The sequence below is a fragment of the Pseudomonas iridis genome (assembly GCF_017980685.1).
Taxonomy (GTDB): domain Bacteria; phylum Pseudomonadota; class Gammaproteobacteria; order Pseudomonadales; family Pseudomonadaceae; genus Aquipseudomonas; species Aquipseudomonas iridis.
The window spans coordinates 665,386-687,936 of sequence record NZ_JACXXO010000001.1 but is presented as its reverse complement, the minus strand read 5'-3'; the positions used below and the strand labels follow the sequence as shown (position 1 = coordinate 687,936).

18 protein-coding genes are annotated in these 22,551 nt (G+C 58.7%); 10 read left to right on the top strand and 8 right to left on the bottom strand.

Features of this window, described 5'->3' with window-relative positions; all coding sequences use genetic code 11:
• Positions 1–37 precede the first annotated feature (37 nt).
• Positions 38–388, bottom strand: a complete 351-nt coding sequence (locus tag IEQ42_RS03230; RefSeq protein WP_008083649.1) for a glutaredoxin family protein — start codon at positions 386–388, stop codon at positions 38–40.
• Positions 388–1,392 (bottom strand): nucleoid-associated protein YejK, encoded by a 1,005-nt coding sequence (gene yejK, locus IEQ42_RS03225; protein WP_150594941.1) that lies wholly within the window; start codon positions 1,390–1,392, stop codon positions 388–390. The genes IEQ42_RS03230 and yejK overlap by 1 nt, the downstream gene beginning before the upstream one ends.
• A 395-nt stretch (positions 1,393–1,787) precedes the next feature.
• Between yejK and IEQ42_RS03220 the strand changes: the two genes are divergently transcribed.
• Positions 1,788–2,069 (top strand): HU family DNA-binding protein, encoded by a 282-nt coding sequence (locus IEQ42_RS03220; protein WP_003221909.1) that lies wholly within the window; start codon positions 1,788–1,790, stop codon positions 2,067–2,069.
• Positions 2,070–2,259: 190 nt separating this feature from the next.
• On the opposite strand, the gene rlmF is transcribed toward IEQ42_RS03220, so the two are convergent.
• Both rlmF and IEQ42_RS03210 read right to left on the bottom strand, forming a co-directional pair.
• A complete protein-coding gene (gene rlmF / locus IEQ42_RS03215; RefSeq protein ID WP_150597503.1) occupies positions 2,260–3,279 on the bottom strand; it encodes a 23S rRNA (adenine(1618)-N(6))-methyltransferase RlmF in 1,020 nt (339 codons plus the stop codon).
• A 156-nt stretch (positions 3,280–3,435) separates the two neighbouring features.
• Positions 3,436–6,282: a valine--tRNA ligase gene (locus IEQ42_RS03210; protein WP_210702526.1), complete on the bottom strand. Its 2,847-nt coding sequence runs from the start codon at positions 6,280–6,282 to the stop codon at positions 3,436–3,438.
• 150 nt (positions 6,283–6,432) lie between these two features.
• Here IEQ42_RS03210 and IEQ42_RS03205 point away from each other — a divergent pair, with 150 nt between their 5' ends.
• Positions 6,433–9,387, top strand: coding sequence for an RHS repeat-associated core domain-containing protein (locus IEQ42_RS03205; RefSeq protein WP_210702525.1), 2,955 nt, complete (start codon positions 6,433–6,435; stop codon positions 9,385–9,387).
• A 57-nt stretch (positions 9,388–9,444) separates the two neighbouring features.
• On the opposite strand, the gene IEQ42_RS03200 is transcribed toward IEQ42_RS03205, so the two are convergent.
• From IEQ42_RS03200 to IEQ42_RS03190, 3 genes are read right to left on the bottom strand one after another with little or no spacing between them, the layout of a single operon-like run.
• Complete coding sequence (locus IEQ42_RS03200) at positions 9,445–9,828, bottom strand: DNA polymerase III subunit chi (protein ID WP_210702524.1); 384 nt, start codon at positions 9,826–9,828, stop codon at positions 9,445–9,447.
• Between the two features lie 8 nt (positions 9,829–9,836).
• Positions 9,837–10,265 (bottom strand): DNA polymerase III subunit chi, encoded by a 429-nt coding sequence (locus IEQ42_RS03195; RefSeq protein ID WP_115146341.1) that lies wholly within the window; start codon positions 10,263–10,265, stop codon positions 9,837–9,839.
• Between the two features lie 57 nt (positions 10,266–10,322).
• The gene (locus tag IEQ42_RS03190; RefSeq protein ID WP_210702523.1) at positions 10,323–11,813 is read right to left on the bottom strand and encodes a leucyl aminopeptidase; all 1,491 of its coding nucleotides are present in this window, start codon (positions 11,811–11,813) and stop codon (positions 10,323–10,325) included.
• Between the two features lie 575 nt (positions 11,814–12,388).
• Here IEQ42_RS03190 and lptF point away from each other — a divergent pair.
• The 8 genes from lptF to pdxJ all read left to right on the top strand — a co-directional run bounded on the left by lptF (position 12,389) and on the right by pdxJ (position 20,797).
• Positions 12,389–13,510 (top strand): LPS export ABC transporter permease LptF, encoded by a 1,122-nt coding sequence (gene lptF / locus IEQ42_RS03185; protein ID WP_150617215.1) that lies wholly within the window; start codon positions 12,389–12,391, stop codon positions 13,508–13,510.
• Positions 13,503–14,564 (top strand): LPS export ABC transporter permease LptG, encoded by a 1,062-nt coding sequence (gene lptG / locus IEQ42_RS03180; RefSeq protein WP_210702522.1) that lies wholly within the window; start codon positions 13,503–13,505, stop codon positions 14,562–14,564. Before lptF ends, lptG begins: the two co-directional genes overlap by 8 nt.
• Before the next feature lie 172 nt (positions 14,565–14,736).
• Positions 14,737–16,536, top strand: a complete 1,800-nt coding sequence (lepA, locus tag IEQ42_RS03175) for a translation elongation factor 4 (protein ID WP_042557786.1) — start codon at positions 14,737–14,739, stop codon at positions 16,534–16,536.
• A 5-nt stretch (positions 16,537–16,541) separates the two neighbouring features.
• Positions 16,542–17,396: a signal peptidase I gene (lepB, locus tag IEQ42_RS03170; protein ID WP_042557787.1), complete on the top strand. Its 855-nt coding sequence runs from the start codon at positions 16,542–16,544 to the stop codon at positions 17,394–17,396.
• A 169-nt stretch (positions 17,397–17,565) separates the two neighbouring features.
• The gene (gene rnc, locus IEQ42_RS03165; RefSeq protein ID WP_042557788.1) at positions 17,566–18,255 is read left to right on the top strand and encodes a ribonuclease III; all 690 of its coding nucleotides are present in this window, start codon (positions 17,566–17,568) and stop codon (positions 18,253–18,255) included.
• Entirely contained in the window at positions 18,248–19,150 is a 903-nt protein-coding gene (era, locus tag IEQ42_RS03160) for a GTPase Era (protein ID WP_042557789.1), read from the top strand. The genes rnc and era overlap by 8 nt, the downstream gene beginning before the upstream one ends.
• Before the next feature lie 166 nt (positions 19,151–19,316).
• Entirely contained in the window at positions 19,317–20,006 is a 690-nt protein-coding gene (recO, locus tag IEQ42_RS03155; RefSeq protein WP_210702521.1) for a DNA repair protein RecO, read from the top strand.
• 47 nt (positions 20,007–20,053) lie between these two features.
• Positions 20,054–20,797, top strand: a complete 744-nt coding sequence (gene pdxJ, locus IEQ42_RS03150; protein ID WP_210702520.1) for a pyridoxine 5'-phosphate synthase — start codon at positions 20,054–20,056, stop codon at positions 20,795–20,797.
• Between the two features lie 127 nt (positions 20,798–20,924).
• Here the strand turns inward: pdxJ and mltF are convergent, their stop codons facing one another.
• Positions 20,925–22,385 carry a membrane-bound lytic murein transglycosylase MltF gene (gene mltF, locus IEQ42_RS03145; protein WP_210702519.1) on the bottom strand — a complete coding sequence of 487 codons (1,461 nt, stop codon included), beginning with the start codon at positions 22,383–22,385 and terminating at the stop codon, positions 20,925–20,927.
• Between the last annotated feature and the right edge of the window lie 166 nt (positions 22,386–22,551).

The following is a 22,551-nucleotide window of genomic DNA, read 5'->3' as shown; positions in this document are numbered from 1 at the left end:
AGGAGCTGCCGCAGGCTGCGATCTTTTGATCTTGCTGTTATTTCAATGCAGCGAGTATCTCGTCCGGATCAAACCCGCGAATCAACGTGCCATTCACATCGATCAGCGGAATTCCGCGCCCACCCAGTGCCTCGTACGCCTTGCGCGCCTCGGCATCCTTCTCGATGTCGAATTCCTTGAACGCAATCCCCTTGCTGTCGAGAAAGCGTTTGGTCTGCTTGCAGTAGCCGCACCAGTCTGTGGCATAGAGCACGACATTAGCCTGCGCCCGCGTCTGCTCAGCCACCATCTGCGACGGGTTGAACACCCGCTCGATCTTGCCCCAGTTCTGATAAACCACGACCACCAGCAGAACCAGCGCGACCTTCTTCAGCACATTGCCGAGCATCAGTTGCGGCGCTTCAGCTGATCGGTCAGCGAGGTTGGCAGGCCCTTGATCATCAGGGTGCCGTTCTCTTCGTCGTACTCGATCGTCGAGCCCAGCAGGTGTGCCTCAAAGCTGATCGACAGACCTTCGGCGCGACCGGTGAAGCGGCGGAATTGATTCAAGGTGCGTTTGTCTGCCGGTATCTCTGGCGACAGGCCGTAATCCTTGTTGCGGATGTGATCGTAGAAGGCTTTCGGGCGTTCTTCGTCGATCAGCTCCGAGAGCTCTTCCAGGCCCATTGGCTCGCCGAGTTTCGCCTGGCTGCTGGCGTAATCGACCAGCGTCTTGGTTTTCTCGCGAGCGGACTCTTCCGGCAGGTCTTCGCTCTCGACGAAGTCACTGAAAGCCTTGAGCAGGGTGCGGGTCTCGCCCGGGCCGTCGACGCCTTCCTGGCAGCCGATGAAGTCGCGGAAGTATTCCGAAACCTTCTTGCCGTTTTTGCCTTTGATGAACGAGATGTACTGCTTGGACTGCTTGTTGTTCTGCCACTCGGAAACGTTGATCCGTGCGGCCAGGTGAAGCTGGCCGAGGTCGAGATGGCGCGACGGGGTCACGTCCAGCGAGTCGGTGACGGCCACGCCTTCGCTGTGGTGCAGCAGGGCGATGGCCAGGTAGTCGGTCATGCCTTGCTGGTAGTGGGCGAACAGCACGTGGCCACCGACCGACAGGTTCGACTCTTCCATCAGCTTCTGCAGATGCTCGACCGCCACTTTGCTGAATGCGGTGAAGTCTCTGCCACCTTCCATGTACTCCTTCAGCCAGCCACTGAACGGAAACGCGCCAGATTCCGGATGGAACAGACCCCAGGCTTTGCCCTGTTTGGCGTTGTAGCTCTCGTTGAGGTCGGCGAGCATGTTCTCGATGGCCGCCGACTCCGCCAGTTCAGAATCACGGGCGTGCAGAACTGCGGGCGTGCCGTCGGGTTTTTTGTCGATCAGGTGGACGATGCAATGACGGATCGGCATGGGCTTCTCGGCTGTTGGATGGGAGGAGGGCAGGCTCCCCCGAAAAAGCGCCCAGTGTACCGCAATCACTGGTTTTGGCGCCGGGTGAAGGGCAATTCCTGGGCCCTGTGCGACCCTTATGCAGTTTTTTACCGGTTTAGAGCAATAAAGCTGACCAAATGGGTAGCTAGAGGCGGATATTTCCTTGTCTCTGTGCTAGTTTTGCCCGGTCTTACGCGAAGTCACTGCGTTAAGCGTGCAATCAGCATTTGTCAGGTCGAACCAAACCCTGATTTCGGTATCTATAACCCGACTCGTCGCGGTTATCGCCGAGGGTGCCAGATCCAGAAGATCGGGCTCGATGGCTGACACTGCACTCTGCAATCCATATGAATTTGATAGGGAAGGAACACTACATGGCTCTTACTAAAGACCAACTGATCGCCGACATCGCTGAAGCTATCGACGCGCCGAAAACCACCGCGCGTAACGCTCTGGACCAACTGGGCCAAATCGTTGCCGATCAGCTGGAAAACGGCGGCGAAATCACTCTGCCAGGTATCGGCAAGCTGAAAGTGACCGAGCGTCCTGCCCGCACTGGCCGTAACCCTTCGACTGGCGCTGCCATCGAAATCCCTGCGAAGAAAGTGATCAAGCTGGTTGTGGCCAAAGGCCTGACCGACGCTGTGAACAAGTAAGACGCAGCAATAAAAAACCGTGCACCGGAGCGATCCGGGCACGGTTTTTTTGTGTCTGCGATTTGGCGATGCCGCCCGATCCCATGTGGGAGCGAACCTGCTCGCGAAAGCGGTGGGTCAGTCGATATTTAAAGTTGACTGACACGCCGCCTTCGCGAGCAGAATCGACCTGCGTCGGTCGATGCAATGTTTAGCGCGTCCAGCGCTCGCGACGCCAGATCTGCTGTTCGGACTTGGTCTGGAAGGTCCAGGCCACGAAACGGCTCTGTTTCTGCCCTTGAGACATTTCCACCACCTGGCTTTCGAGTACGCCAGCCTTTTTCAGCGCGGTTTCGATGGCCGGCAGGTTGGAGGCTTTCGACACCAGTGTGCTGAACCACAGCACCTTGTGCTGGAAATTGGCGCTTTCGGCGATCAGTTGCGTCACGAAGCGCGCTTCACCTCCCTCGCACCACAGCTCTGCCGACTGGCCGCCGAAGTTCAGCACCGGCAACTTGCGTTTCGGATCAGCTTTACCCAGTGCACGCCATTTGCGCTCGCTGCCCTTGGTCGCTTCGTCCATCGAGGCATGGAACGGCGGGTTGCACATGGTCAGGTCGAAACGCTCGCCTGGTTCCAGCAAGCCGATCAGGATGTGCTTGCGATTCTCCTGCTGGCGCAGCTGGATGACCTTGCTCAGGTCGTTCGACTGGACAATCGCCTTGGCCGCTGCAACGGCCGTCGGGTCGATTTCCGAGCCGAGGAAATGCCAGCGGTATTCACTGTTGCCGATCAGCGGATACACGCAGTTGGCACCCATGCCGATGTCCAGCACATTGACGATCGCGCCGCGCGGCACCTTGCCCTCGTTCATGCTCGCCAGCAGGTCCGCAAGAAAGTGCACGTAATCGGCACGGCCCGGAACCGGAGGGCAGAGGTAGTCTGCCGGAATGTCCCAATGCTGAATGCCATAGAACGACTTGAGCAGCGCACGGTTGAACACGCGCACCGCGTCGGGGCTGGCGAAGTCGATGCTTTCCTTGCCGTACGGGTTGGTGATCACGAACTTTGCCAGTTCCGGCGTGGTTTTGATCAGCGCCGGGAAGTCGTAACGACCCTGATGGCGATTGCGCGGGTGCAGGCTGGCCTTTTCCCGCGGTTCCACGGCTTTGGCCGAGGTGGCGGAATCAGGCTTCTTGCGCGGCGGGCGAGGTGTACGGGGGGCGTTCATGGGCGTGGTCGATTCGGGTATGGCTGAAAGTGGCGGGTATTGTCCCACATTGAGGTCGAATACGCCGAACCCATGTAGGAGCTGCCGAAGGGGGCGTGTTGCAGAAATAAAAAAGGGAGGCCATTACGGGCCTCCCTTTTTCATTGCGATTTACCGTTACAGGCTGGCAATCCGCGCGTGCTGCTCGGCCAGCTTGCCCAGGGCCTGTTCAGCCTCGGCCAGTTTGGCGCGTTCCTTCTCGATGACTTCGGCCGGGGCCTTGTCGACGAAACCGGCGTTGGACAGCTTGCCGCCAACGCGCTGGACTTCGCCCTGCAGACGCAGGATTTCCTTGTCAAGGCGCGCCAGTTCAGCAGCCTTGTCGATCAGGCCGGCCATCGGCACCAGCACTTCCATCTCGCCGACCAGTGCGGTGGCGGACAGCGGTGCTTCTTCGCCAGCGGCCAGGACGGTGATCGACTCCAGACGCGCCAGCTTCTTCAGCAGCGCTTCGTTCTCGGTCAAACGGCGCTGGTCTTCGGCGCTGACGTTTTTCAGGTAGATCGGCAGTGGTTTGCCCGGGCCGATATTCATCTCGCCACGGATGTTACGCGTGCCGAGCATCAGCTCCTTGAGCCACTCGATGTCGCTCTCGGCAGCCGGATCGATGCGCTCTTCATTGGCCACTGGCCAAGGTTGCAGCATGATCGTCTTGCCCTGAATACCGGCCAGCGGTGCAATGCGCTGCCAGATTTCTTCAGTGATGAACGGCATGAACGGGTGCGCCAGACGCAGCGCCACTTCCAGTACGCGAACCAGCGTGCGACGAGTGCCGCGCTGGCGCTCGACCGGAGCGTTTTCGTCCCACAGCACAGGCTTGGACAATTCCAGATACCAGTCGCAGTACTGGTTCCAGATGAACTCGTACAGCGCTTGCGCCGCAAGGTCGAAACGGAACTGATCCAGTTGACGGGTGACTTCGGCTTCGGTGCGCTGCAGTTGCGAGATGATCCAGCGATCTGCCAGCGACAGTTCGTAGGCTTCGCCGTTCTGGCCGCAGTCTTCGCCCTTGTCCAGAACATAACGCGCGGCGTTCCAGATCTTGTTGCAGAAGTTGCGATAGCCTTCGACGCGGCCCATGTCGAACTTGATGTCGCGACCGGTGGACGCCAGCGAGCAGAAGGTGAAGCGCAGGGCGTCGGTGCCATAGCTGGCGATGCCGTCGGCGAACTCGTCGCGGGTCTGCTTCTCGATCTTCTTCGCCAGTTTCGGCTGCATCAGGCCCGAGGTGCGTTTCTGCACCAGTGTTTCCAGGTCGATGCCGTCGATGATGTCCAGCGGGTCAAGGACGTTGCCCTTGGACTTGGACATCTTTTGGCCTTGGCCGTCACGCACCAGACCATGCACGTAAACGGTCTTGAACGGCACTTGCGGCGTGCCGTCTTCGTTCTTCACCAGGTGCATGGTCATCATGATCATCCGGGCGACCCAGAAGAAAATGATGTCGAAACCGGTGACCAGCACGTCGGTGGAGTGGAATTTCTTCAGGAACTCGGTTTTTTCCGGCCAGCCGAGGGTGGAGAACGTCCACAGACCCGAACTGAACCAGGTGTCGAGAACGTCGCTGTCCTGTTGCAGCGCAACGTCCGGGCCAAGGTTGTTCTTGGCACGCACTTCGGCTTCATCGCGACCGACGTAGACCTTGCCCGACTCGTCGTACCAGGCCGGAATCCGATGGCCCCACCACAACTGACGGCTGATGCACCAATCCTGAATGTCGCGCATCCACGAGAAGTACATGTTTTCGTATTGTTTCGGCACGAACTGGATGCGGCCGTCTTCGACAGCAGCAATCGCGGGCTCGGCCAAAGGCTTGGTCGACACGTACCACTGGTCGGTCAGCCACGGCTCGATGATGGTGCCGGACCGGTCGCCTTTCGGCACTTTCAGGCCGTGGTCGTCGACGCTGACCAGCAGGCCGGCGGCGTCGAACGCGGCAACGATCTGCTTGCGCGCTTCGAAACGATCGAGGCCGGCGTATTCAGCCGGGATCTTGCCATCGATGCTCTCGTTCAGCGTGCCGTCGAGGTTGAACACCTGACAGGCCGGCAGTACGTGGGCATTTTTGTCGAAGATGTTCAGCAGCGGCAGGTTGTGGCGCTTGCCGACTTCGTAGTCGTTGAAATCGTGGGCCGGGGTGATTTTCACGCAGCCGGTGCCGAATTCTGGATCGCAGTAATCGTCGGCGATGATCGGGATGCGACGGCCAACCAGTGGCAGCTCGACAAACTTGCCGATCAGGGCTTTGTAGCGCTCGTCGTTCGGGTTCACCGCGACGGCGGAGTCGCCGAGCATGGTTTCCGGACGGGTGGTCGCGACGATCAGGAAATCGTTGCCTTCAGCGGTTTTCGCGCCGTCAGCCAACGGGTACTTGAGGTTCCACAGGAAACCTTTCTCGTCGTGGTTTTCCACTTCGAGGTCGGAAATCGCCGTGTGCAGCTTGGTGTCCCAGTTGACCAGACGCTTGCCGCGATAGATCAGACCGTCTTCGTGCAGGCGCACGAACGCTTCTTTAACCGCTTCGGACAGACCGTCGTCCATGGTGAAGCGCTCGCGGCTCCAGTCAACGGACGAGCCGAGGCGACGGATCTGACGGCTGATGTTGCCACCGGATTCATCTTTCCATTCCCAGATTTTCTCGAGGAATTTCTCGCGGCCGAGATCGTGACGGCTCTGGCCCTTGGCTTCGAGTTGACGTTCCACCAGCATCTGCGTGGCGATACCAGCGTGGTCGGTGCCCGGCTGCCACAGGGTGTTACGACCCTGCATGCGGCGGAAACGGATCAGAGCATCCATGATCGCGTTGTTGAAACCGTGACCCATGTGCAGGCTGCCGGTGACGTTCGGCGGCGGGATCATGATGGTGTAGGAATCGCCCGCGCCTTGCGGTGCGAAGTAGTTCTCGGACTCCCAGGTGTTGTACCAGGAAGTTTCAATGGCGTGCGGCTGGTAGGTCTTATCCATGCGCGGCGGGACCCTATTGGCATTTATTCAGGAAAAGCCGGGAAGTATAGCGAGGCATGGGGCCGAGGGCGAGCGGGGCGAATCCGTCACGACTGCGTGGGCGACGGCGTGCGTTCTCTGCTAATACTTTTCTGACGAGGGACAGACTAAATGCACAAACTCAAAACATCACTTCATGCCAACACGCCATCGATCACGGTATTCGATGCCCGTAATCTGAGGATTCGGGATCTGTGCTACCACCGCCATCCCGATTCACCGACGATTACAAGTGAGCGTATTACCCTTCATCAGTACGATGCCCGGGGATTCCTGGCGCAGAGCGCTGATCCGCGCTTGAGCGAAGCCGGATTAGCCAACTTTGTTTATATCGCCAGTCTCTCTGGTAGCGTTCTGAGTCTGCAAGGCGCCGACAATGGCAGCCGCGTGACGCTGGCTGACGCCGCCGGTCGTTCTTTGCTGGTGGCGAACAACATTCCCGGTGTTGGCGAAGGAGCAGACCGAAGTCAGGTTGTGACCCGTACCTTTCAATACGAGGAAAGTCACCTTCCGGGTAGATTGGTGAGCGTTACCGAGCAGACCGCCGATGAAGTCTGCCGGATCAGCGAGCTTCTGGTGTACGCAGGAAACAGTGATGCTGAAGTCGCGCTGAACCTGGCCGGACAATGTGTGAGTCACTACGATGCGGCGGGTCTGGTTCAGTCAAACAGCGTGGCGCTGACCGGTGTACCGCAGTCCATTACCCGTCGCCTGTTGAAGGATGCAGATGACCCGGACACGGTCGTCGATTGGCGGGGCGGAAATGCCTCGGTCTGGAATGGCTCGCTGGCCGCAGAAGACTTTACGCATTTGACCGTCATAGATGCGACGGGCGCGGTGTATGCATCCACGGATGCTGCAGGCAACCAGCAGCGGGTGACGTACGATGTGGCAGGTCTTCTCGCGGGCAGCTGGCTGACGGTGAAGGGCCATACGGAGCAGGTTGTCGTGAAGGCTCGAGCGTACTCGGCGACGGGGCAGGCACTGCGCGAAGAGCATGGTAACGGTGTGCTGACCCTTTGGACTTACGAGGCCGAAACGCAACGTCTGGCAAGGATTGAAACGGCCCGGCCGGTCGGGCATGTCTGCGGGGCGAAGGTATTGCAGGATCTGAGCTATGAGTATGACCCGGTAGGCAACGTACTTGGCGTACGTAGCGATTCGGAAGAGACCCGCTTCTGGCGTAATCAGAAAGTGGTGCCGGGGAACACCTATGTCTACGACAGCCTCTATCAAGTGGTGAAAGCAACCGGACGGCAAATGGCGAATGCTGATGGGCGAGACAGTTTCCCTCCCGTAGCCAGTTCCGACAACGCCACTTACACGAACTATACCCGCGCATACAGCTACGATGCGGCCGGCAATCTGATTCAGATCCGCCACCGTGCGCCAGCCACGAACAATAACCAGATCACAGACATAACGATCAGCAATCGCAGCAATCGCGGTGTACTGAACACCCTCACAGAGAATCCCGAAGACGTTGACGCGTTGTTCACGACGAGTGGGCAGCAGAAGGTGCTGCAACCCGGACAGCCGCTTCTCTGGAGCGCACGTAACGAGCTCTTCAAGGTAACGCCGGTAATGCGTGACAGCGCGGTGGACGACAGTGAAATTTACCGTTATGACAGCGCCAGTCAGCGACGAATGAAGTTCAGCTCGCAGAAAGTCAGTAACCGTACGCGGCTGCAGCGGGTCATCTATCTGCCCTCGCTGGAACTGAGGGCGCCGATTGGCAGCGCACTTGAGACCGAGCGTTTGCAGGTCATCAGCGTGGGAACATCCGGTCGGTCACCGGTGCGGGTACTGCACTGGGACGGGCGGAAGCCGAAGAGCATCAGCAATAATCAGTATCGTTACAGCTACGACAATCTGATCGGTAGTAGCGGACTGGAGGTGGACGGCGAAGGGAAAGTTATCAGCCAGGAAGAATATTACCCGTACGGCGGGACGGCGGTGTGGACGACTAGAGATGCAGTAGAGGCAAGTTTCAAAACCATCAGATATTCGGGAAAGGAGCGGGACGCGACAGGACTTTATTACTATGGCTGGCGTTATTATCAGCCTTGGGTGGGGCGCTGGTTAAGCGCTGACCCGGCGGGGACGAAGGATGGCATAAACTTGTTTGTCATGGTCGGGAATAACCCGGTCACGTTTTGCGATACCAATGGATTGTATAAAGAAGGGCAGGAAGCGAGGCAGTTGGTTGGCGAGACTTTTGTCCATCCTCTGCATATGCCAGCCTTCGAAAAGGTTTCAAAAGAGCACAGCGTTGCAGTAAGTGTAACAGAGTCAGGCAGTCACACGATCAAGGCGTTGGGTGAGGGTGCGGCGGCCAAAGGGCATAACATTCTTGAAAAAACCATTAAACCCGCTTCTTTGAAGTCGGCCTATGGCGAGAGGGCTGAGGCGCTGCTTGAACAAGCTGAAAGGAGTGGGTTGGTCGGGCGAGTGGGACAGTGGAACAGGGCAGGTGTTCGAGGGATCTATGCGCGCAATAGCATAAGTGAAGAGGATGTTTCTTATCGCGTTAACTTGCAAAATCCAGTAGAGCACGAGCTGGTTGATGCTTGGATAAAGTTTAAAGTCGTCACACCTTACACGGGAGATTACGACATGCACGACATTATCCAAGTTAAAGGAGGAAAAGGCATCGTGCCCGGTTCGGGAAGTGTCGAAGAGGCACAAGTAATGGATTCGCTAAATCATGCTATTGCAGAACTGGACCCGGTGAGGCCATTCGATAACACTTCGATGAATATGATCCGTCATGGACCGCAGGTGAACTTTGTGGCCCATATGTGGAGACATGAATTTGATAAGGTCAAACGGGATAATGGATATCTGGGGGCGGTGGCTCGACCGGGACCGTTTCCGATAGCGATGGTCAATCAAGGACAGTGGACAATTATTGAAAGCAGTAGCGAGCTGTTTGATTTTTACAGGTCTGTGAATACCGCTGTTCCAGATCACTGGGCGCAAGCGTTTGTGAGCCGGGGAGGCGGAATGGTTGCCACCCCCCGACATGCGAAAGTACTGGATTGGCATCGCAGTCAGACAATTTAGCGCTGGCGATTTGCTGGGGCTGCCACTCAATTGCGGGTCCGGCGCGTGGAGGGCAGGTTATTCGTACTGACTGAGTAGCCGTTCCATCCGCGCATCTAGGCGGCGTTTGATTTCGGTTTCGATGTGCGGGGCGAAGTCGTCGATCACGTCTTGCATGATCAATTGCGCGGCGGCGCGCAGTTCGCTGTCCAGGTGCAGCAGGGCATCGGGGCCTTTGTCGACAGTCGCTGCAGGTTGCGCAACAGGTGCCTGCGGCGGTTCAACGGCTGGCGGTTCGCTGCCAACCGGATCGAACAACATCGGAATCTGTTCCTGCTCACCGTCATCGACCGTATCGGTCAGCAGTGGCGGTTGCAGGTTGTCATCGCCGAGCAACTGGCGGATTGATTCGAGATCATCCAGCAAGTGCGCGGACTTTTGCTGCGGTTTCGGAGTGTCCATTGGAATGCTCAGAGTCGCTGTAAACGGTGATCTTGCAGAGGATAGCCCTGTTCGCGGTAGAAGCGAAAACTCTCCCGCGCAGCGGCGCGAATGGTCGGATCTTCTACCACCACTTCCGCCACACGGGCGAATTTGCTGGCGAAAGCCGGGACTTTCAGGTCGAGATTGACCAGCAAGTCTTGATGCTGACCACAGTCATCGCCCAGCCCCAGGACAATCAAACCGTCCGGTTCGCTGTCGGCCGGGCCATGCGGTACGAAGCTCTCGCCCTTGAACGCCCACAGGCGCGCATCGAGATCATCACGCTGAGCGGCATCGCTGCAATGCAGGTAGATGCGGTGGCCCATGCGCCAGGCTTTTTCGGTGAGCTTGCAGGCGAAGTCCAGGCGCGCGGAAGGATCGGCGCTGGGCAGGATATAGAAGTCGACTTTGGTCATTGCGATTCCAGAGCGGCAAACGGCGTCACCCGAAAGTGACGCCGCTCGTCAGCGGTTTCAGGCTTTGGCGCGGTCCAGCAGGTATTGGGTCAGCAGAGGCACCGGACGGCCAGTGGCGCCCTTGTCCTTGCCGCCGCTGGTCCACGCGGTGCCCGCGATGTCCAGGTGCGCCCAGTTGAGGTTCTTGGTGAAGCGCGACAGGAAGCACGCAGCCGTGATGGTGCCGGCTTTCGGCCCGCCAATATTGGCGATGTCGGCGAACGGGCTGTCCAGCTGTTCCTGATATTCGTCGAACAGCGGCAGTTGCCAGGCGCGGTCGTCGGCAGTCTGGCCGGCGCTGAGCAGTTGACCGATCAGTTCGTCGTTGTTGCCCAGCAGGCCCGAGGTGTGTGCACCCAGAGCAACCACGCAGGCGCCGGTCAGGGTGGCGATGTCGATCACCGCTTGCGGCTTGAAGCGCTCGGAGTAGGTCAGGGCATCGCACAGCACCAGACGGCCTTCGGCGTCGGTGTTGAGGATTTCCACAGTCTGGCCGCTCATGGTGGTGACGATGTCGCCCGGACGGGTTGCATTGCCGCTTGGCATGTTTTCGGCGCAGGCGAGGATGCACACTAGGTTGATCGGCAGTTTCAGCTCGAGTACGGCACGCAGGGTGCCGAACACGCTGGCAGCACCGCCCATGTCGTACTTCATTTCGTCCATGCCGGCGCCCGGTTTCAGGCTGATGCCGCCGGTGTCGAACGTGATGCCTTTACCGACCAGCGCGTACGGCTTCTCGGATTTTTTGCCGCCGTTGTATTGCATGACGATCAGGCGGGGCGGTTGTTCGCTGCCCTGGCCGACGGCGTAGAACGAGCCCATACCCAGGGATTTGATCTTCTTCTCGTCGAGGACTTCGACTTTCAGATCCTTGAACTCTTTGCCCAGATTCCTGGCTTGCTCGCCAAGGAACGTCGGGTGGCAGATGTTCGGTGGCAGGTTGCCCAGGTCGCGGGTGAAGGCCATGCCGTTGGCGATTGCTGTGGCGTGGGTCACTGCACGCTGTACTTCGGCTTGTGCAGCCTTGATGGTCAACAGGGTGATTTTTTTCAGGGCGCGCGGTTCGGCTTTCACGCTCTTGAATTGATCGAAGCTGTACTCGCCGTCGACCAGGGTTTCGGCCAGCAGACGGGTTTTACCGTAGCTGTCGCGACCCTTGACGATGACTTCGTCCAGCGCCAGCACGGCATCGCTGCCATTCAGGCCTTTCAGGGTGTTGAGGATGCCGGCCACGATTTTGCGGAACGGGCGATCGCCCAGTTCTTCATCTTTGCCCACACCGACCAGCAACACGCGCTCGGCTTTGAGGTTCGGCAGGCTGTGCAGCAGCAGGCTCTGACCGACCTTGCCGGCCAGATCGCCACGCTTGAGGACGGCGCTGATGGCGCCGCCGCTCAGTTCGTCGATCTGCTTGGCAGCAGCGCCGAGTTTGCGGCCTTCGCCGACGGCAACCACCAGGGTGGCGGTTTTCAACGTTTCTGGGCTAACGCTTTTTACAACCAGTTCCATGTCCGGATCCCTGAATGAATGGTCAACACGCAGGCGTTCGACGGTGTCCGCAGTCGCCTGCTTATAAATAGAAGAGCGCAGGCCAAAGCCTGCGACAAGGGCCGCAGTTTGAACCTCGCTCCCCGCGCCTGACAACCCTAGGTGGCGTTCTCGCTCAGTTTCCACACCGCGTTGTCGCCTTAAAGCCGGCCATGCAAGGCGCAGGCCGCTGGGAGTGGTTGTTCCTTTCCAAGGCTTGCAACGCAGACTGGCCGGCTTTAAGGCACAACCCAAAGGGCCGGGCCTGCTGTTGTGCAGGGCTGCGTTGCTCGATGTTTATCTGGAATGACCAATCCACGATTCTCGCGCCTTGCCCTGCACAACAGCAGACCCCGGCGCGGTGTGAAAACTAATTGAGAGCGCCCCCTGGGTTGTACGATCTTCAACGTATTGCGTGCGAGGATGAGTGTGCGCAGTGACAGGCGCCCTCAATCACAGGATAATGCCGCATCTTTTTCCGACGGCTCTGCGTTGCGGGCCGGTCGGTGTGTTTGCTTGTTTGGCCGCCTTAGCCTGACAACCCTGGAGTGTCTGGTTTGATCGTCTTCCGTTATCTGTCCCGCGAAGTTCTGTTGACCCTCAGTGCCGTGAGTGCGGTGCTGCTGGTCATTATCATGAGCGGTCGCTTTATCAAATACCTTGCGCAGGCCGCTGCCGGTCAGCTCGATCCGGGCTCGCTGTTCCTGATCATGGGCTTTCGCCTGCCGGGCTTCCTGCAACTGATTCTACCGCTGGGCCTGTTCCTCGGGATCCTGCTGGCCTACGGTCGTCTGTACCTCGAAAGCGAAATGACCGTGCTCTCGGCCACTGGCATGAGTCAGCAGAAGCTGCTGCGCATGACCCTGTTTCCGGCGACGCTGGTTGCGCTGGTCGTGGCATGGCTGAGCCTGGGCCTGGCGCCGCAAGGTGCCAACCAGTTCCAGTTGCTGCTGAACAAGCAGGACGCGCTGACCGAATTCGACACCCTGGAGCCTGGTCGCTTCCAGGCCCTGCGCGACGGCAGTCGGGTGACTTACACCGAAACCCTGAGCGATGATCGCGTCAATCTGGGTGGCGTGTTCATCTCGCAGAAGAACCTCGGCGCCGATCAGAAGGACCGTGGGATTTCCGTCCTGGTAGCCGAGTCGGGTCGTCAGGAAATCCGCCCCGACGGCAATCGTTACCTGATCCTCGATAACGGCTATCGCTACGACGGCAGCCCGGGCCAGGCTGATTACCGCGCCATTCATTACGAGAACTATGGCGTGCTGCTGCCCAAGCCGGACGTCAGTGAAGAAGTCACCGACCGTGACGCCATGCCGACGTCGTCCTTGCTGGGCAGTGACGACATCCGCTCCAAGACCGAACTGCAATGGCGCCTGTCCTTGCCGTTGCTGGTGTTTATCGTGACCCTGATGGCGGTGCCGCTGTCGCGAGTCAATCCGCGTCAAGGGCGCTTCCTCAAGCTTCTGCCGGCGATTCTTCTTTATATGGCTTACCTGACCATCCTGATTGCCGCGCGCGGCGCCCTTGAAAAAGGCAAGATCCACCCGACGCTCGGCTTGTGGTGGGTGCATGCGATCTTCCTGTTCATCGGCCTCGGCCTGCTCTACTGGGAGCCGCTGCGCCTGAAGATGGCCAGCCGTCGTGCCGCTGCGCTGGAGGTGGCTCGTGGTTAAACTCGACCGCTACATCGGCAGCAGCGTTTTCATGGCGATCATCGCTGTGCTGGCGATCATTCTCGGCCTGGCGACACTGTTTGCCTTCATCGATGAAATGGGTGACGTCAGCGAAACCTACACCTTGGTTGACGTGCTGAGCTTCGTGCTGCTGACCGCACCGCGTCGTCTTTACGAAATGCTGCCGATGGCGGCGTTGATCGGCTGTCTGATTGGCCTCGGCAGTCTGGCCAGCAGCAGTGAGCTGACCGTGATGCGCGCCGCGGGTGTGTCCATCGGCCGTATCGTGTGGGCGGTCATGAAACCGATGCTGGTGCTGATGCTGGCCGGCGTGCTGATCGGCGAATACGTCGCGCCAGCCACCGAAAGCATGGCCCAGGCCAACCGCTCGCTGGCTCAGGGCAGTGGCGACGCGCAAAGCGCCAAGCACGGCATGTGGCACCGTCAGGGTGAAGAGTTCATCCACATCAACGCCGTGCAACCCAACGGCCTGTTGTATGGCGTGACCCGCTACCACTTCGACAAGGAGCGCCACCTGCTGAGTTCGAGCTTTGCCAAAAAGGCCGAGTTCGACGGCGATCACTGGCAGCTCAGCGACGTGTCGACCACCAAGTTCAATGAGCGCAGCACTGAAGTCGTGAACATGCCAACCGAGCGTTGGGATGTGGCACTGAGCCCGCAATTGCTCAGCACCGTGGTCATGGCGCCGGAATCGCTGTCGATCAGCGGTTTGTGGGGGTATATCCACTATCTGGCTGAACAGGGGCTGAGCAATGGTCGTTACTGGCTGGCATTTTGGGTCAAGGTGTTGCAGCCGCTGGTTACCGCTGCGCTGGTACTGATGGCGATCTCCTTTATCTTCGGCCCGTTGCGTTCGGTGACCTTGGGGCAGCGTGTGTTCACGGGCGTGCTGGTGGGCTTCACCTTCCGCATCGTCCAGGATTTGCTCGGGCCGTCGAGCCTGGTGTTCGGTTTCTCGCCCTTGTTTGCGGTGCTGGTACCGGCCGGGGTTTGTGCGCTGGCGGGTGTCTGGCTGCTTAGACGAGCCGGTTGATGAACAAGCTTTCATCCACTGTTTAACCTTGAAAACGCCTCGGTCGACAGATCGGGGCGTTTTTGCATGCTATCCGGGTGACAGGTGAGCGTGACGCTTGCGCCGTGTATCAGGTACAATTCCCGGCTATTTTTCGGCGGGCTATGCCTGCAGCCTTTTTGAGTGTTGATCCGTGAGTGATTTGAGTCATATCCGCAATTTCTCCATCATCGCCCACATTGACCATGGCAAGTCGACGCTGGCCGATCGCTTCATCCAGATGTGCGGCGGCCTGGCCGAGCGTGAAATGGAAGCCCAGGTACTGGATTCCATGGATCTGGAGCGTGAACGCGGGATCACCATCAAGGCCCACAGCGTCACCCTTTATTACACCGCCAAAGACGGCATCAAATATCAGCTGAACTTCATTGACACCCCGGGCCACGTCGACTTCACCTACGAAGTCAGCCGTTCCCTGGCTGCGTGTGAAGGTGCATTGCTGGTCGTCGACGCGGGGCAGGGTGTTGAAGCCCAGTCCGTGGCCAACTGCTACACCGCGATCGAGCAGGGCCTTGAGGTCATGCCGGTACTGAACAAGATCGACCTGCCACAGGCAGACCCTGATCGCGTCAAGGACGAGATCGAGAAGATCATCGGCATCGACGCCACTGACGCCGTCACCTGCAGCGCCAAGACCGGCCTGGGTGTCGACGAAGTACTCGAGCGTCTGGTGCATACCATTCCTGCGCCAACCGGCAATATCGAAGATCCGCTGCAAGCGTTGATCATCGATTCCTGGTTCGACAACTACCTGGGCGTTGTTTCCCTGGTGCGTGTCCGTCATGGTCGCGTGAAGAAGGGCGACAAGATCCTCGTCAAGTCCACCGGCAAGATCCATCTGGTCGACAGCGTTGGCGTGTTCAACCCGAAACATACCGCCACGGCTGATCTGAAGGCCGGCGAAGTGGGCTTCATCATCGCCAGCATCAAGGACATTCACGGTGCGCCGGTAGGTGACACCCTGACGCTGAGCTCGACGCCGGACGTTGAAGTGCTGCCAGGCTTCAAACGCATCCAGCCGCAGGTTTACGCCGGTCTGTTCCCGGTCAGCTCCGACGACTTCGAAGATTTCCGCGAAGCGTTGCAGAAGCTGACCCTCAACGATTCGTCGCTGCAATACACCCCGGAAAGCTCCGACGCACTGGGCTTCGGCTTCCGTTGCGGCTTCCTCGGCATGCTGCACATGGAAATCATCCAGGAGCGACTCGAGCGCGAGTACAACCTGGACCTGATTACCACGGCGCCGACGGTAATTTTCGAGCTGCTGCTCAAAACCGGTGAAACGATTTACGTCGACAACCCATCCAAGCTTCCGGATGTGTCGTCGATCGAAGACATGCGCGAGCCGATCGTGCGGGCCAATATTCTGGTGCCGCAGGAACACTTGGGCAACGTCATCACCCTGTGCATCGAGAAGCGTGGCGTTCAAGTCGACATGCTGTTCCTCGGCAATCAGGTGCAGGTCACCTACGACCTGCCGATGAACGAAGTGGTCCTGGACTTCTTCGACCGTCTCAAATCCACCAGCCGCGGCTATGCTTCGCTGGACTACCATTTCGATCGTTACCAATCGGCTAATCTGGTGAAACTGGATGTGCTGATCAACGGCGACAAGGTCGATGCCCTGGCGTTGATCGTGCACCGTGACAACTCGCACTACAAAGGTCGCCAGTTGACCGAGAAGATGAAAGAACTGATTCCGCGTCAGATGTTCGACGTCGCGATCCAGGCCGCCATCGGTGGTCAGATCGTTGCCCGGACAACCGTCAAGGCACTCAGAAAGAACGTATTGGCCAAATGCTACGGTGGTGACGTCAGCCGTAAGAAGAAACTGCTGGAGAAGCAAAAGGCCGGTAAGAAACGCATGAAGCAGGTCGGCAACGTGGAAATTCCACAAGAAGCCTTCCTTGCAGTGCTCAGGTTGGATAGTTAGGTCCTATGTCACTAAATTTCCCGCTGTTGCTGGTCATCGCCGTTTTCGTCTGCGGCCTGTTGGCGTTGCTTGATCTGTTGATCCTCGCGCCGCGTCGGCGTGCTGCCATTGCCTCCTATCAGGGCAGCGTCAGCCAGCCTGACGGGGTGGTGGTCGAGAAACTGAACAAGGAACCGCTGCTGGTTGAATACGGCAAGTCGTTCTTCCCGGTGTTGTTCATCGTGCTGGTGCTGCGTTCGTTCCTGGTGGAACCGTTCCAGATTCCATCCGGCTCGATGAAACCGACCCTGGACGTCGGCGACTTCATTCTGGTGAACAAGTTTTCTTACGGGATCCGCCTGCCGGTGATCGACAAGAAAATCATCGAAGTCGGTGATCCTCAGCGTGGCGATGTGATGGTGTTCCGCTACCCGAGCGACCCTGCCGTCAACTACATCAAGCGTGTAGTGGGCCTGCCGGGTGACACCGTGCGGTACACCGCTGACAAGCGTCTGTTCGTCAATGGCGAGTCGATTGCCGAGCAACTGGTCGGCTCCGAGCCGGGCACGCTGGGCAGCGCAGAGCTCTACAAGGAAAAACTCGGCGCAGCCGAGCACCTTATCCGCAAGGAAATGAGCCGCTACCGCACCCCGCCGGATCGTACGTGGACAGTGCCTGCCGGGCACTACTTCATGATGGGTGACAACCGCGACAACTCGAACGACAGCCGTTACTGGGATGATCCGAACATTCCCAAGGATCTGCTGGGCATGGTTCCCGACCAGAATATCGTCGGCAAGGCCTTCGCGGTCTGGATGAGCTGGCCGGAACCGAAACTCAGCCACCTGCCGAATTTCTCGCGGGTTGGCCTGATCAAGTAATCACACACGGCGCTGTTGACCACAGCGCCGAATGCATTTCTGGAGTCGACACAATCGGCTTCGCAATCGCCAGGATTTAATTTTTGAACACAGCGTTAATTGTCCCAGGCCTGCGCCGTATCCCGGCGATGGCGGTGGAATCCAGCTTTGAACACAGCGTGGGTAAACCGTGAGCGCCTCATTAAGCCGTCTCGAGCGTCAGCTCGGTTACACCTTCAAGGATCAGGAGTTGATGCTCCTGGCCCTTACGCACCGCAGTTTTGCCGGGCGCAACAACGAACGCCTGGAATTCCTCGGTGACGCCATCCTCAATTTCGTCGCCGGCGAAGCACTGTTTGATCGCTTCCCGCTGGCCCGCGAAGGCCAGTTGTCGCGTTTGCGCGCACGTTTGGTCAAAGGTGAGACGCTGGCCGTACTGGCTCGCGGTTTCGACCTCGGCGATTATCTGCGTCTGGGTTCCGGAGAACTGAAAAGCGGCGGTTTTCGTCGCGAATCGATTCTGGCCGACGCCCTTGAAGCGCTGATCGGTGCGATTTACCTCGACGCCGGCATGGACGTCGCCCGCGAACGCGTACTGGCCTGGCTGGCCGGCGAGTTCGAAGGCCTGACGCTGGTCGACACCAACAAGGATCCCAAGACCCGCCTGCAGGAACATCTGCAATCGCGCGGTTGTGACCTGCCACGTTACGAAGTGGTGGATATCCAGGGTGAGCCGCACTGCCGAACCTTCTTCGTCGAATGCGAAGTTGTCTTACTGAATGAAAAAAGCCGAGGTCAGGGTGTGAGCCGTCGTATTGCCGAACAGGTAGCGGCCGCCGCAGCACTGATTGCCCTGGGCGTGGAGAATGGCAATGACTGATACAAACGCAACTCGCTGTGGCTATGTTGCCATCGTCGGCCGTCCCAACGTGGGCAAGTCCACGCTGCTGAACCACATCCTGGGCCAGAAGCTCGCGATCACCTCGCGCAAGCCGCAGACCACTCGCCACAACATGCTCGGGATCAAGACCGAGGGTGACGTGCAAGCGATCTACGTCGACACCCCGGGCATGCACAAGGGTGGCGAAAAGGCGCTGAACCGCTACATGAACAAGACCGCTTCGGCGGCGTTGAAAGACGTCGATGTGGTGATCTTCGTGGTCGATCGCACCAAGTGGACCGACGAAGACCAGATGGTTCTGGAGCGCGTGCAGTACGTGACCGGCCCGCTGATCGTCGCACTGAACAAGACCGACCGCATCGAAGACAAGGCCGAGCTGATGCCGCACCTGTCGTGGTTGCAGGAACAGCTGCCGAACGCGCAGATCATCCCGATATCGGCGCAGCACGGGCACAACCTTGAAGCGCTGGAAAAGGTGATTGCCAACCACCTTCCGGAAAATGATCACTTCTTCCCGGAAGACCAGATCACCGACCGCAGCAGCCGTTTCCTTGCCGCCGAACTGGTGCGCGAGAAAATCATGCGTCAGATGGGCGCCGAGCTGCCGTACCAGATCACCGTCGAGATCGAAGAATTCAAGCAGCAGGGCAAGACTCTGCACATCCACGCCTTGATCCTCGTTGAGCGTGATGGCCAGAAGAAGATCATCATCGGCGACAAGGGCGAGCGTATCAAACGCATTGGCACCGAAGCGCGCAAGGACATGGAGCTGCTGTTCGACTCCAAGATCATGCTCAACCTGTGGGTCAAGGTGAAGGGCGGCTGGTCCGACGACGAGCGTGCATTGCGTTCGCTGGGTTACGGCGATCTGTAAGCACTGATTTCAAGAACACCGATACTCACTGTGGGAGCGAGCCTGCTCGCGAAGAGGATGTAACATTCAGCATTGATGTTGACTGTCACTCCGCTTTCGCGAGCAGGCTCGCTCCCACAGTGGTTTTGGGTTGTGTGTAAAACTGCGTTTCTTCATCGAGAACTCAATGTCGCAAAGCCCACCTCCCGCCCAACCCGCCTACGTCCTCCATTCGCGCGCGTACCGCGAAACCAGCGCTTTGGTGGACTTCCTCACGCCGCAAGGTCGGCTGCGGGCGGTGTTGCGCAGTGCGCGGGGCAAGGCCGGGACACTGGCGCGGCCATTCGTGCCGCTGGAAGTGGAGTTTCGCGGCAAGGGTGAACTGAAGAACGTCGGGCGCATGGAGAGTGCCGGAACCGCGACCTGGATGGTCGGCGAGGCACTGTTCAGCGGCCTCTATCTCAACGAACTGTTGATTCGCTTGCTGCCCGCCGAAGATCCGCATCCGGCAGTGTTCGATCACTACGCCGCCACGCTGTCGGCCCTGGCTGAAGGTCGACCGCTGGAACCCTTGCTGCGCTCCTTCGAGTGGCGATTATTGGATGATCTTGGCTACGGATTCGCCATGAACACTGATGTTCACGGCGAACCTGTCGCGCCGGACGGACTTTATCGCCTGCAAGTGGATGCAGGGCTTGAGCGCGTCTATCTGTTGCAGCCGGGGCTGTTCAATGGCACCGAACTGCTGGCCATGGCTGAAGCCGATTGGTCGGCCCCCGGTGCTTTGTCCGCTGCCAAGCGTTTGATGCGTCAGGCATTGGCCGTTCACTTGGGCGGCCGCCCCCTCGTCAGTCGCGAACTGTTTCGCAAGCCCTGATCTCACCGTATGCTGTGCGCCGAATCTCTCAATTCAGGAGCGCATCCGTGACCACCAGCAATCGCATTCTTCTTGGCGTGAACATCGACCACGTCGCCACTCTGCGTCAGGCCCGTGGCACGCGCTATCCGGATCCGGTCAAGGCTGCGCTGGACGCGGAAGAGGCGGGCGCCGACGGCATCACCGTACACCTGCGTGAAGATCGCCGCCACATTCAAGAACGCGATGTGCTGCTGCTCAAGGATGTGCTGCAAACCCGCATGAACTTCGAAATGGGCGTCACCGAAGAAATGATGGTGTTCGCCGAGCTTATTCGCCCGGCGCACATCTGCCTGGTACCGGAAACCCGTCAGGAGCTGACCACTGAAGGCGGTCTTGACGTGGCGGGGCAGGAAGCGCGGATCAAGGCTGCGGTTGAGCGTCTGTCGAAAATCGGCAGCGAAGTGTCGCTGTTCATCGACGCCGACGAGCGCCAGATTGCTGCGTCCAAACGTGTCGGCGCACCGGCGATTGAACTGCACACCGGACGCTATGCCGACGCTGAAACCCCGACGCAAATCGCTGAAGAGTTGAAGCGTGTGTCGGACGGTGTGGCGTTTGGTCTGGCGCAGGGTCTCATCGTCAATGCCGGTCACGGTCTGCACTACCACAACGTTGAAGCGGTCGCGGCGATCAAGGGCATCAACGAATTGAACATCGGCCATGCGCTGGTGGCGCATGCGTTGTTCGTGGGTTTCAAGTCTGCAGTGGCTGAGATGAAAGCGCTGATTCTGGCGGCTGCCAAACACTAAGCGGCAACACAACCCCACCTGTGGGAGCGAGCCTGCTCGCGAAAGCGGTGTATCAGTCAAAGATGATATCGACTGACACGACGCCTTCGCGAGCAGGCTCGCTCCCACATTTGTTTTTGGGGTGTTTTTAAAGCGGGGCAGGTTCTTGCGCAGGCTTGGACTTGTCGATCGCCGGCACATGCAGGTTGCCCTCGGCCACTTGATCACCTTCAAGCTGCGGTTGGGTCACCCAGGTCAGGATGTCGTAGTAACGACGGATGTTCGCCACGAAATGCACGGGCTCGCCGCCTCGGGCGTAGCCGTAGCGGGTTTTGCTGTACCACTGTTTCTGCGACAGACGTGGCAGGATTTTCTTTACGTCCAGCCACTTGTCCGGATTCAGACCTTCCTTGGCCGTCAGTTTGCGCGCGTCATCCAGATGCCCGCTGCCGACGTTGTACGCCGCCAGTGCAAACCAGGTGCGATCCGGCTCCTTGATCGAATCATCAAGCTGATCCTTCATATAAGCGATGTACTTGGCGCCGCCCATGATGCTCTGCTTCGGGTCGAGGCGGTTGGACACGCCCATCGCCTGAGCGGTGTTCTGGGTCAGCATCATCAAACCGCGCACGCCGGTTTTCGAGGTGACCGTCGGTTGCCACAGCGATTCCTGATAACCGATGGCGGCGAGCAGGCGCCAGTCGACTTTCTCTTTCTTCGCGTAGTTCTTGAAGTGTTGTTCGTATTTCGGCAGACGCTGCTGCAAGTGCTGGGCAAACGTGGTGGCGCCCATGTAACCGAGCACGTCAACGTGACCGTAGTAGCGGTCTTTCAAGCGCTGCAGGGTGCCGTTCTTTTGCACCTTGTCCAGATAGTTGTTTATCTCGTTGAGCAGGCTGTTGTCTTCGCCCGGGCCTACCGCCCAACTCTGGCTGCGCGCGTCGCCAAGGTCGAAGGCCACGCGGATGTTGGTGAAATACACCTGATTCATCGCCACTTCGTTGGAGTCGACCAACGTCAGGTCGATCTGGCCTTCATCGACCATGCGTAACAGGTCGACCACCTCGACAGCGTCGGATTCTTCGTATTCGATGCCGGGAAATTTCTGTTTCAGCTCGGCCAGTTGCTCGGCGTGGGTGCTGCCCTTGAGCACCATGATCTTCTTGCCGACCAGATCTGCTGCGTCGGTCGGCCGCGACTGGCCGTTGCGATAGATGATCTGCGGAGTGACTTCGAGGTAGGAGTGGGAGAATCGCACCTGCTGCTTGCGCTGGTCGCTGCTGACCAGACCGGCAGCCGCCAGCACCGGCCCGTTGGGTTTGCCGATCTGGTTGAAGAGGTCGTCAAGATTGTCGGCAGTCTCGATTTTCAGTTCGACACCCAAATCGTCGGCAAAGCGCTTTACCAGCTCGTATTCGAAGCCGGTTTCACCACTGCGATCCTGGAAGTAGGTGGCGGGGCTGTTTCGGGTAATCACCCGCAGCACGCCATCCTCCTTTACGCGCTCGAGTGTGTTGGGTTTATCAACACAGCCGCCGAGCATCAGGAAGAGTCCGGTTGCGATCAGCCATTTGGCGTACCGCGGACGCAAAGCCGTTGGGAAAAACATTTGCGCAGTATACGCAAAGGACTGCGGGCGCCATATCTCGACAGTGCAGGGCGACTCTGCTAGAGATCACAAAACCAGCCGAAACCCCGCAGAAACGGGCGTGAAGGGCATTTTGTTACAGTAAAAATTAACGTTGTTCACGTGTCCCGTAAATTTGACTCTCGAG

Coding starts and splice junctions, on each gene's coding strand:
- IEQ42_RS03230 (WP_008083649.1), bottom strand. CDS start 388: ATGCTCGGCAATGTGCTGAAGAAGGTCGCGCTGGTTCTGCTGGTGGTC.
- yejK (WP_150594941.1), bottom strand. CDS start 1,392: ATGCCGATCCGTCATTGCATCGTCCACCTGATCGACAAAAAACCCGAC.
- IEQ42_RS03220 (WP_003221909.1), top strand. CDS start 1,788: ATGGCTCTTACTAAAGACCAACTGATCGCCGACATCGCTGAAGCTATC.
- rlmF (WP_150597503.1), bottom strand. CDS start 3,279: ATGAACGCCCCCCGTACACCTCGCCCGCCGCGCAAGAAGCCTGATTCC.
- IEQ42_RS03210 (WP_210702526.1), bottom strand. CDS start 6,282: ATGGATAAGACCTACCAGCCGCACGCCATTGAAACTTCCTGGTACAAC.
- IEQ42_RS03205 (WP_210702525.1), top strand. CDS start 6,433: ATGCACAAACTCAAAACATCACTTCATGCCAACACGCCATCGATCACG.
- IEQ42_RS03200 (WP_210702524.1), bottom strand. CDS start 9,828: ATGGACACTCCGAAACCGCAGCAAAAGTCCGCGCACTTGCTGGATGAT.
- IEQ42_RS03195 (WP_115146341.1), bottom strand. CDS start 10,265: ATGACCAAAGTCGACTTCTATATCCTGCCCAGCGCCGATCCTTCCGCG.
- IEQ42_RS03190 (WP_210702523.1), bottom strand. CDS start 11,813: ATGGAACTGGTTGTAAAAAGCGTTAGCCCAGAAACGTTGAAAACCGCC.
- lepB (WP_042557787.1), top strand. CDS start 16,542: ATGTCACTAAATTTCCCGCTGTTGCTGGTCATCGCCGTTTTCGTCTGC.
- era (WP_042557789.1), top strand. CDS start 18,248: ATGACTGATACAAACGCAACTCGCTGTGGCTATGTTGCCATCGTCGGC.
- recO (WP_210702521.1), top strand. CDS start 19,317: ATGTCGCAAAGCCCACCTCCCGCCCAACCCGCCTACGTCCTCCATTCG.
- mltF (WP_210702519.1), bottom strand. CDS start 22,385: ATGTTTTTCCCAACGGCTTTGCGTCCGCGGTACGCCAAATGGCTGATC.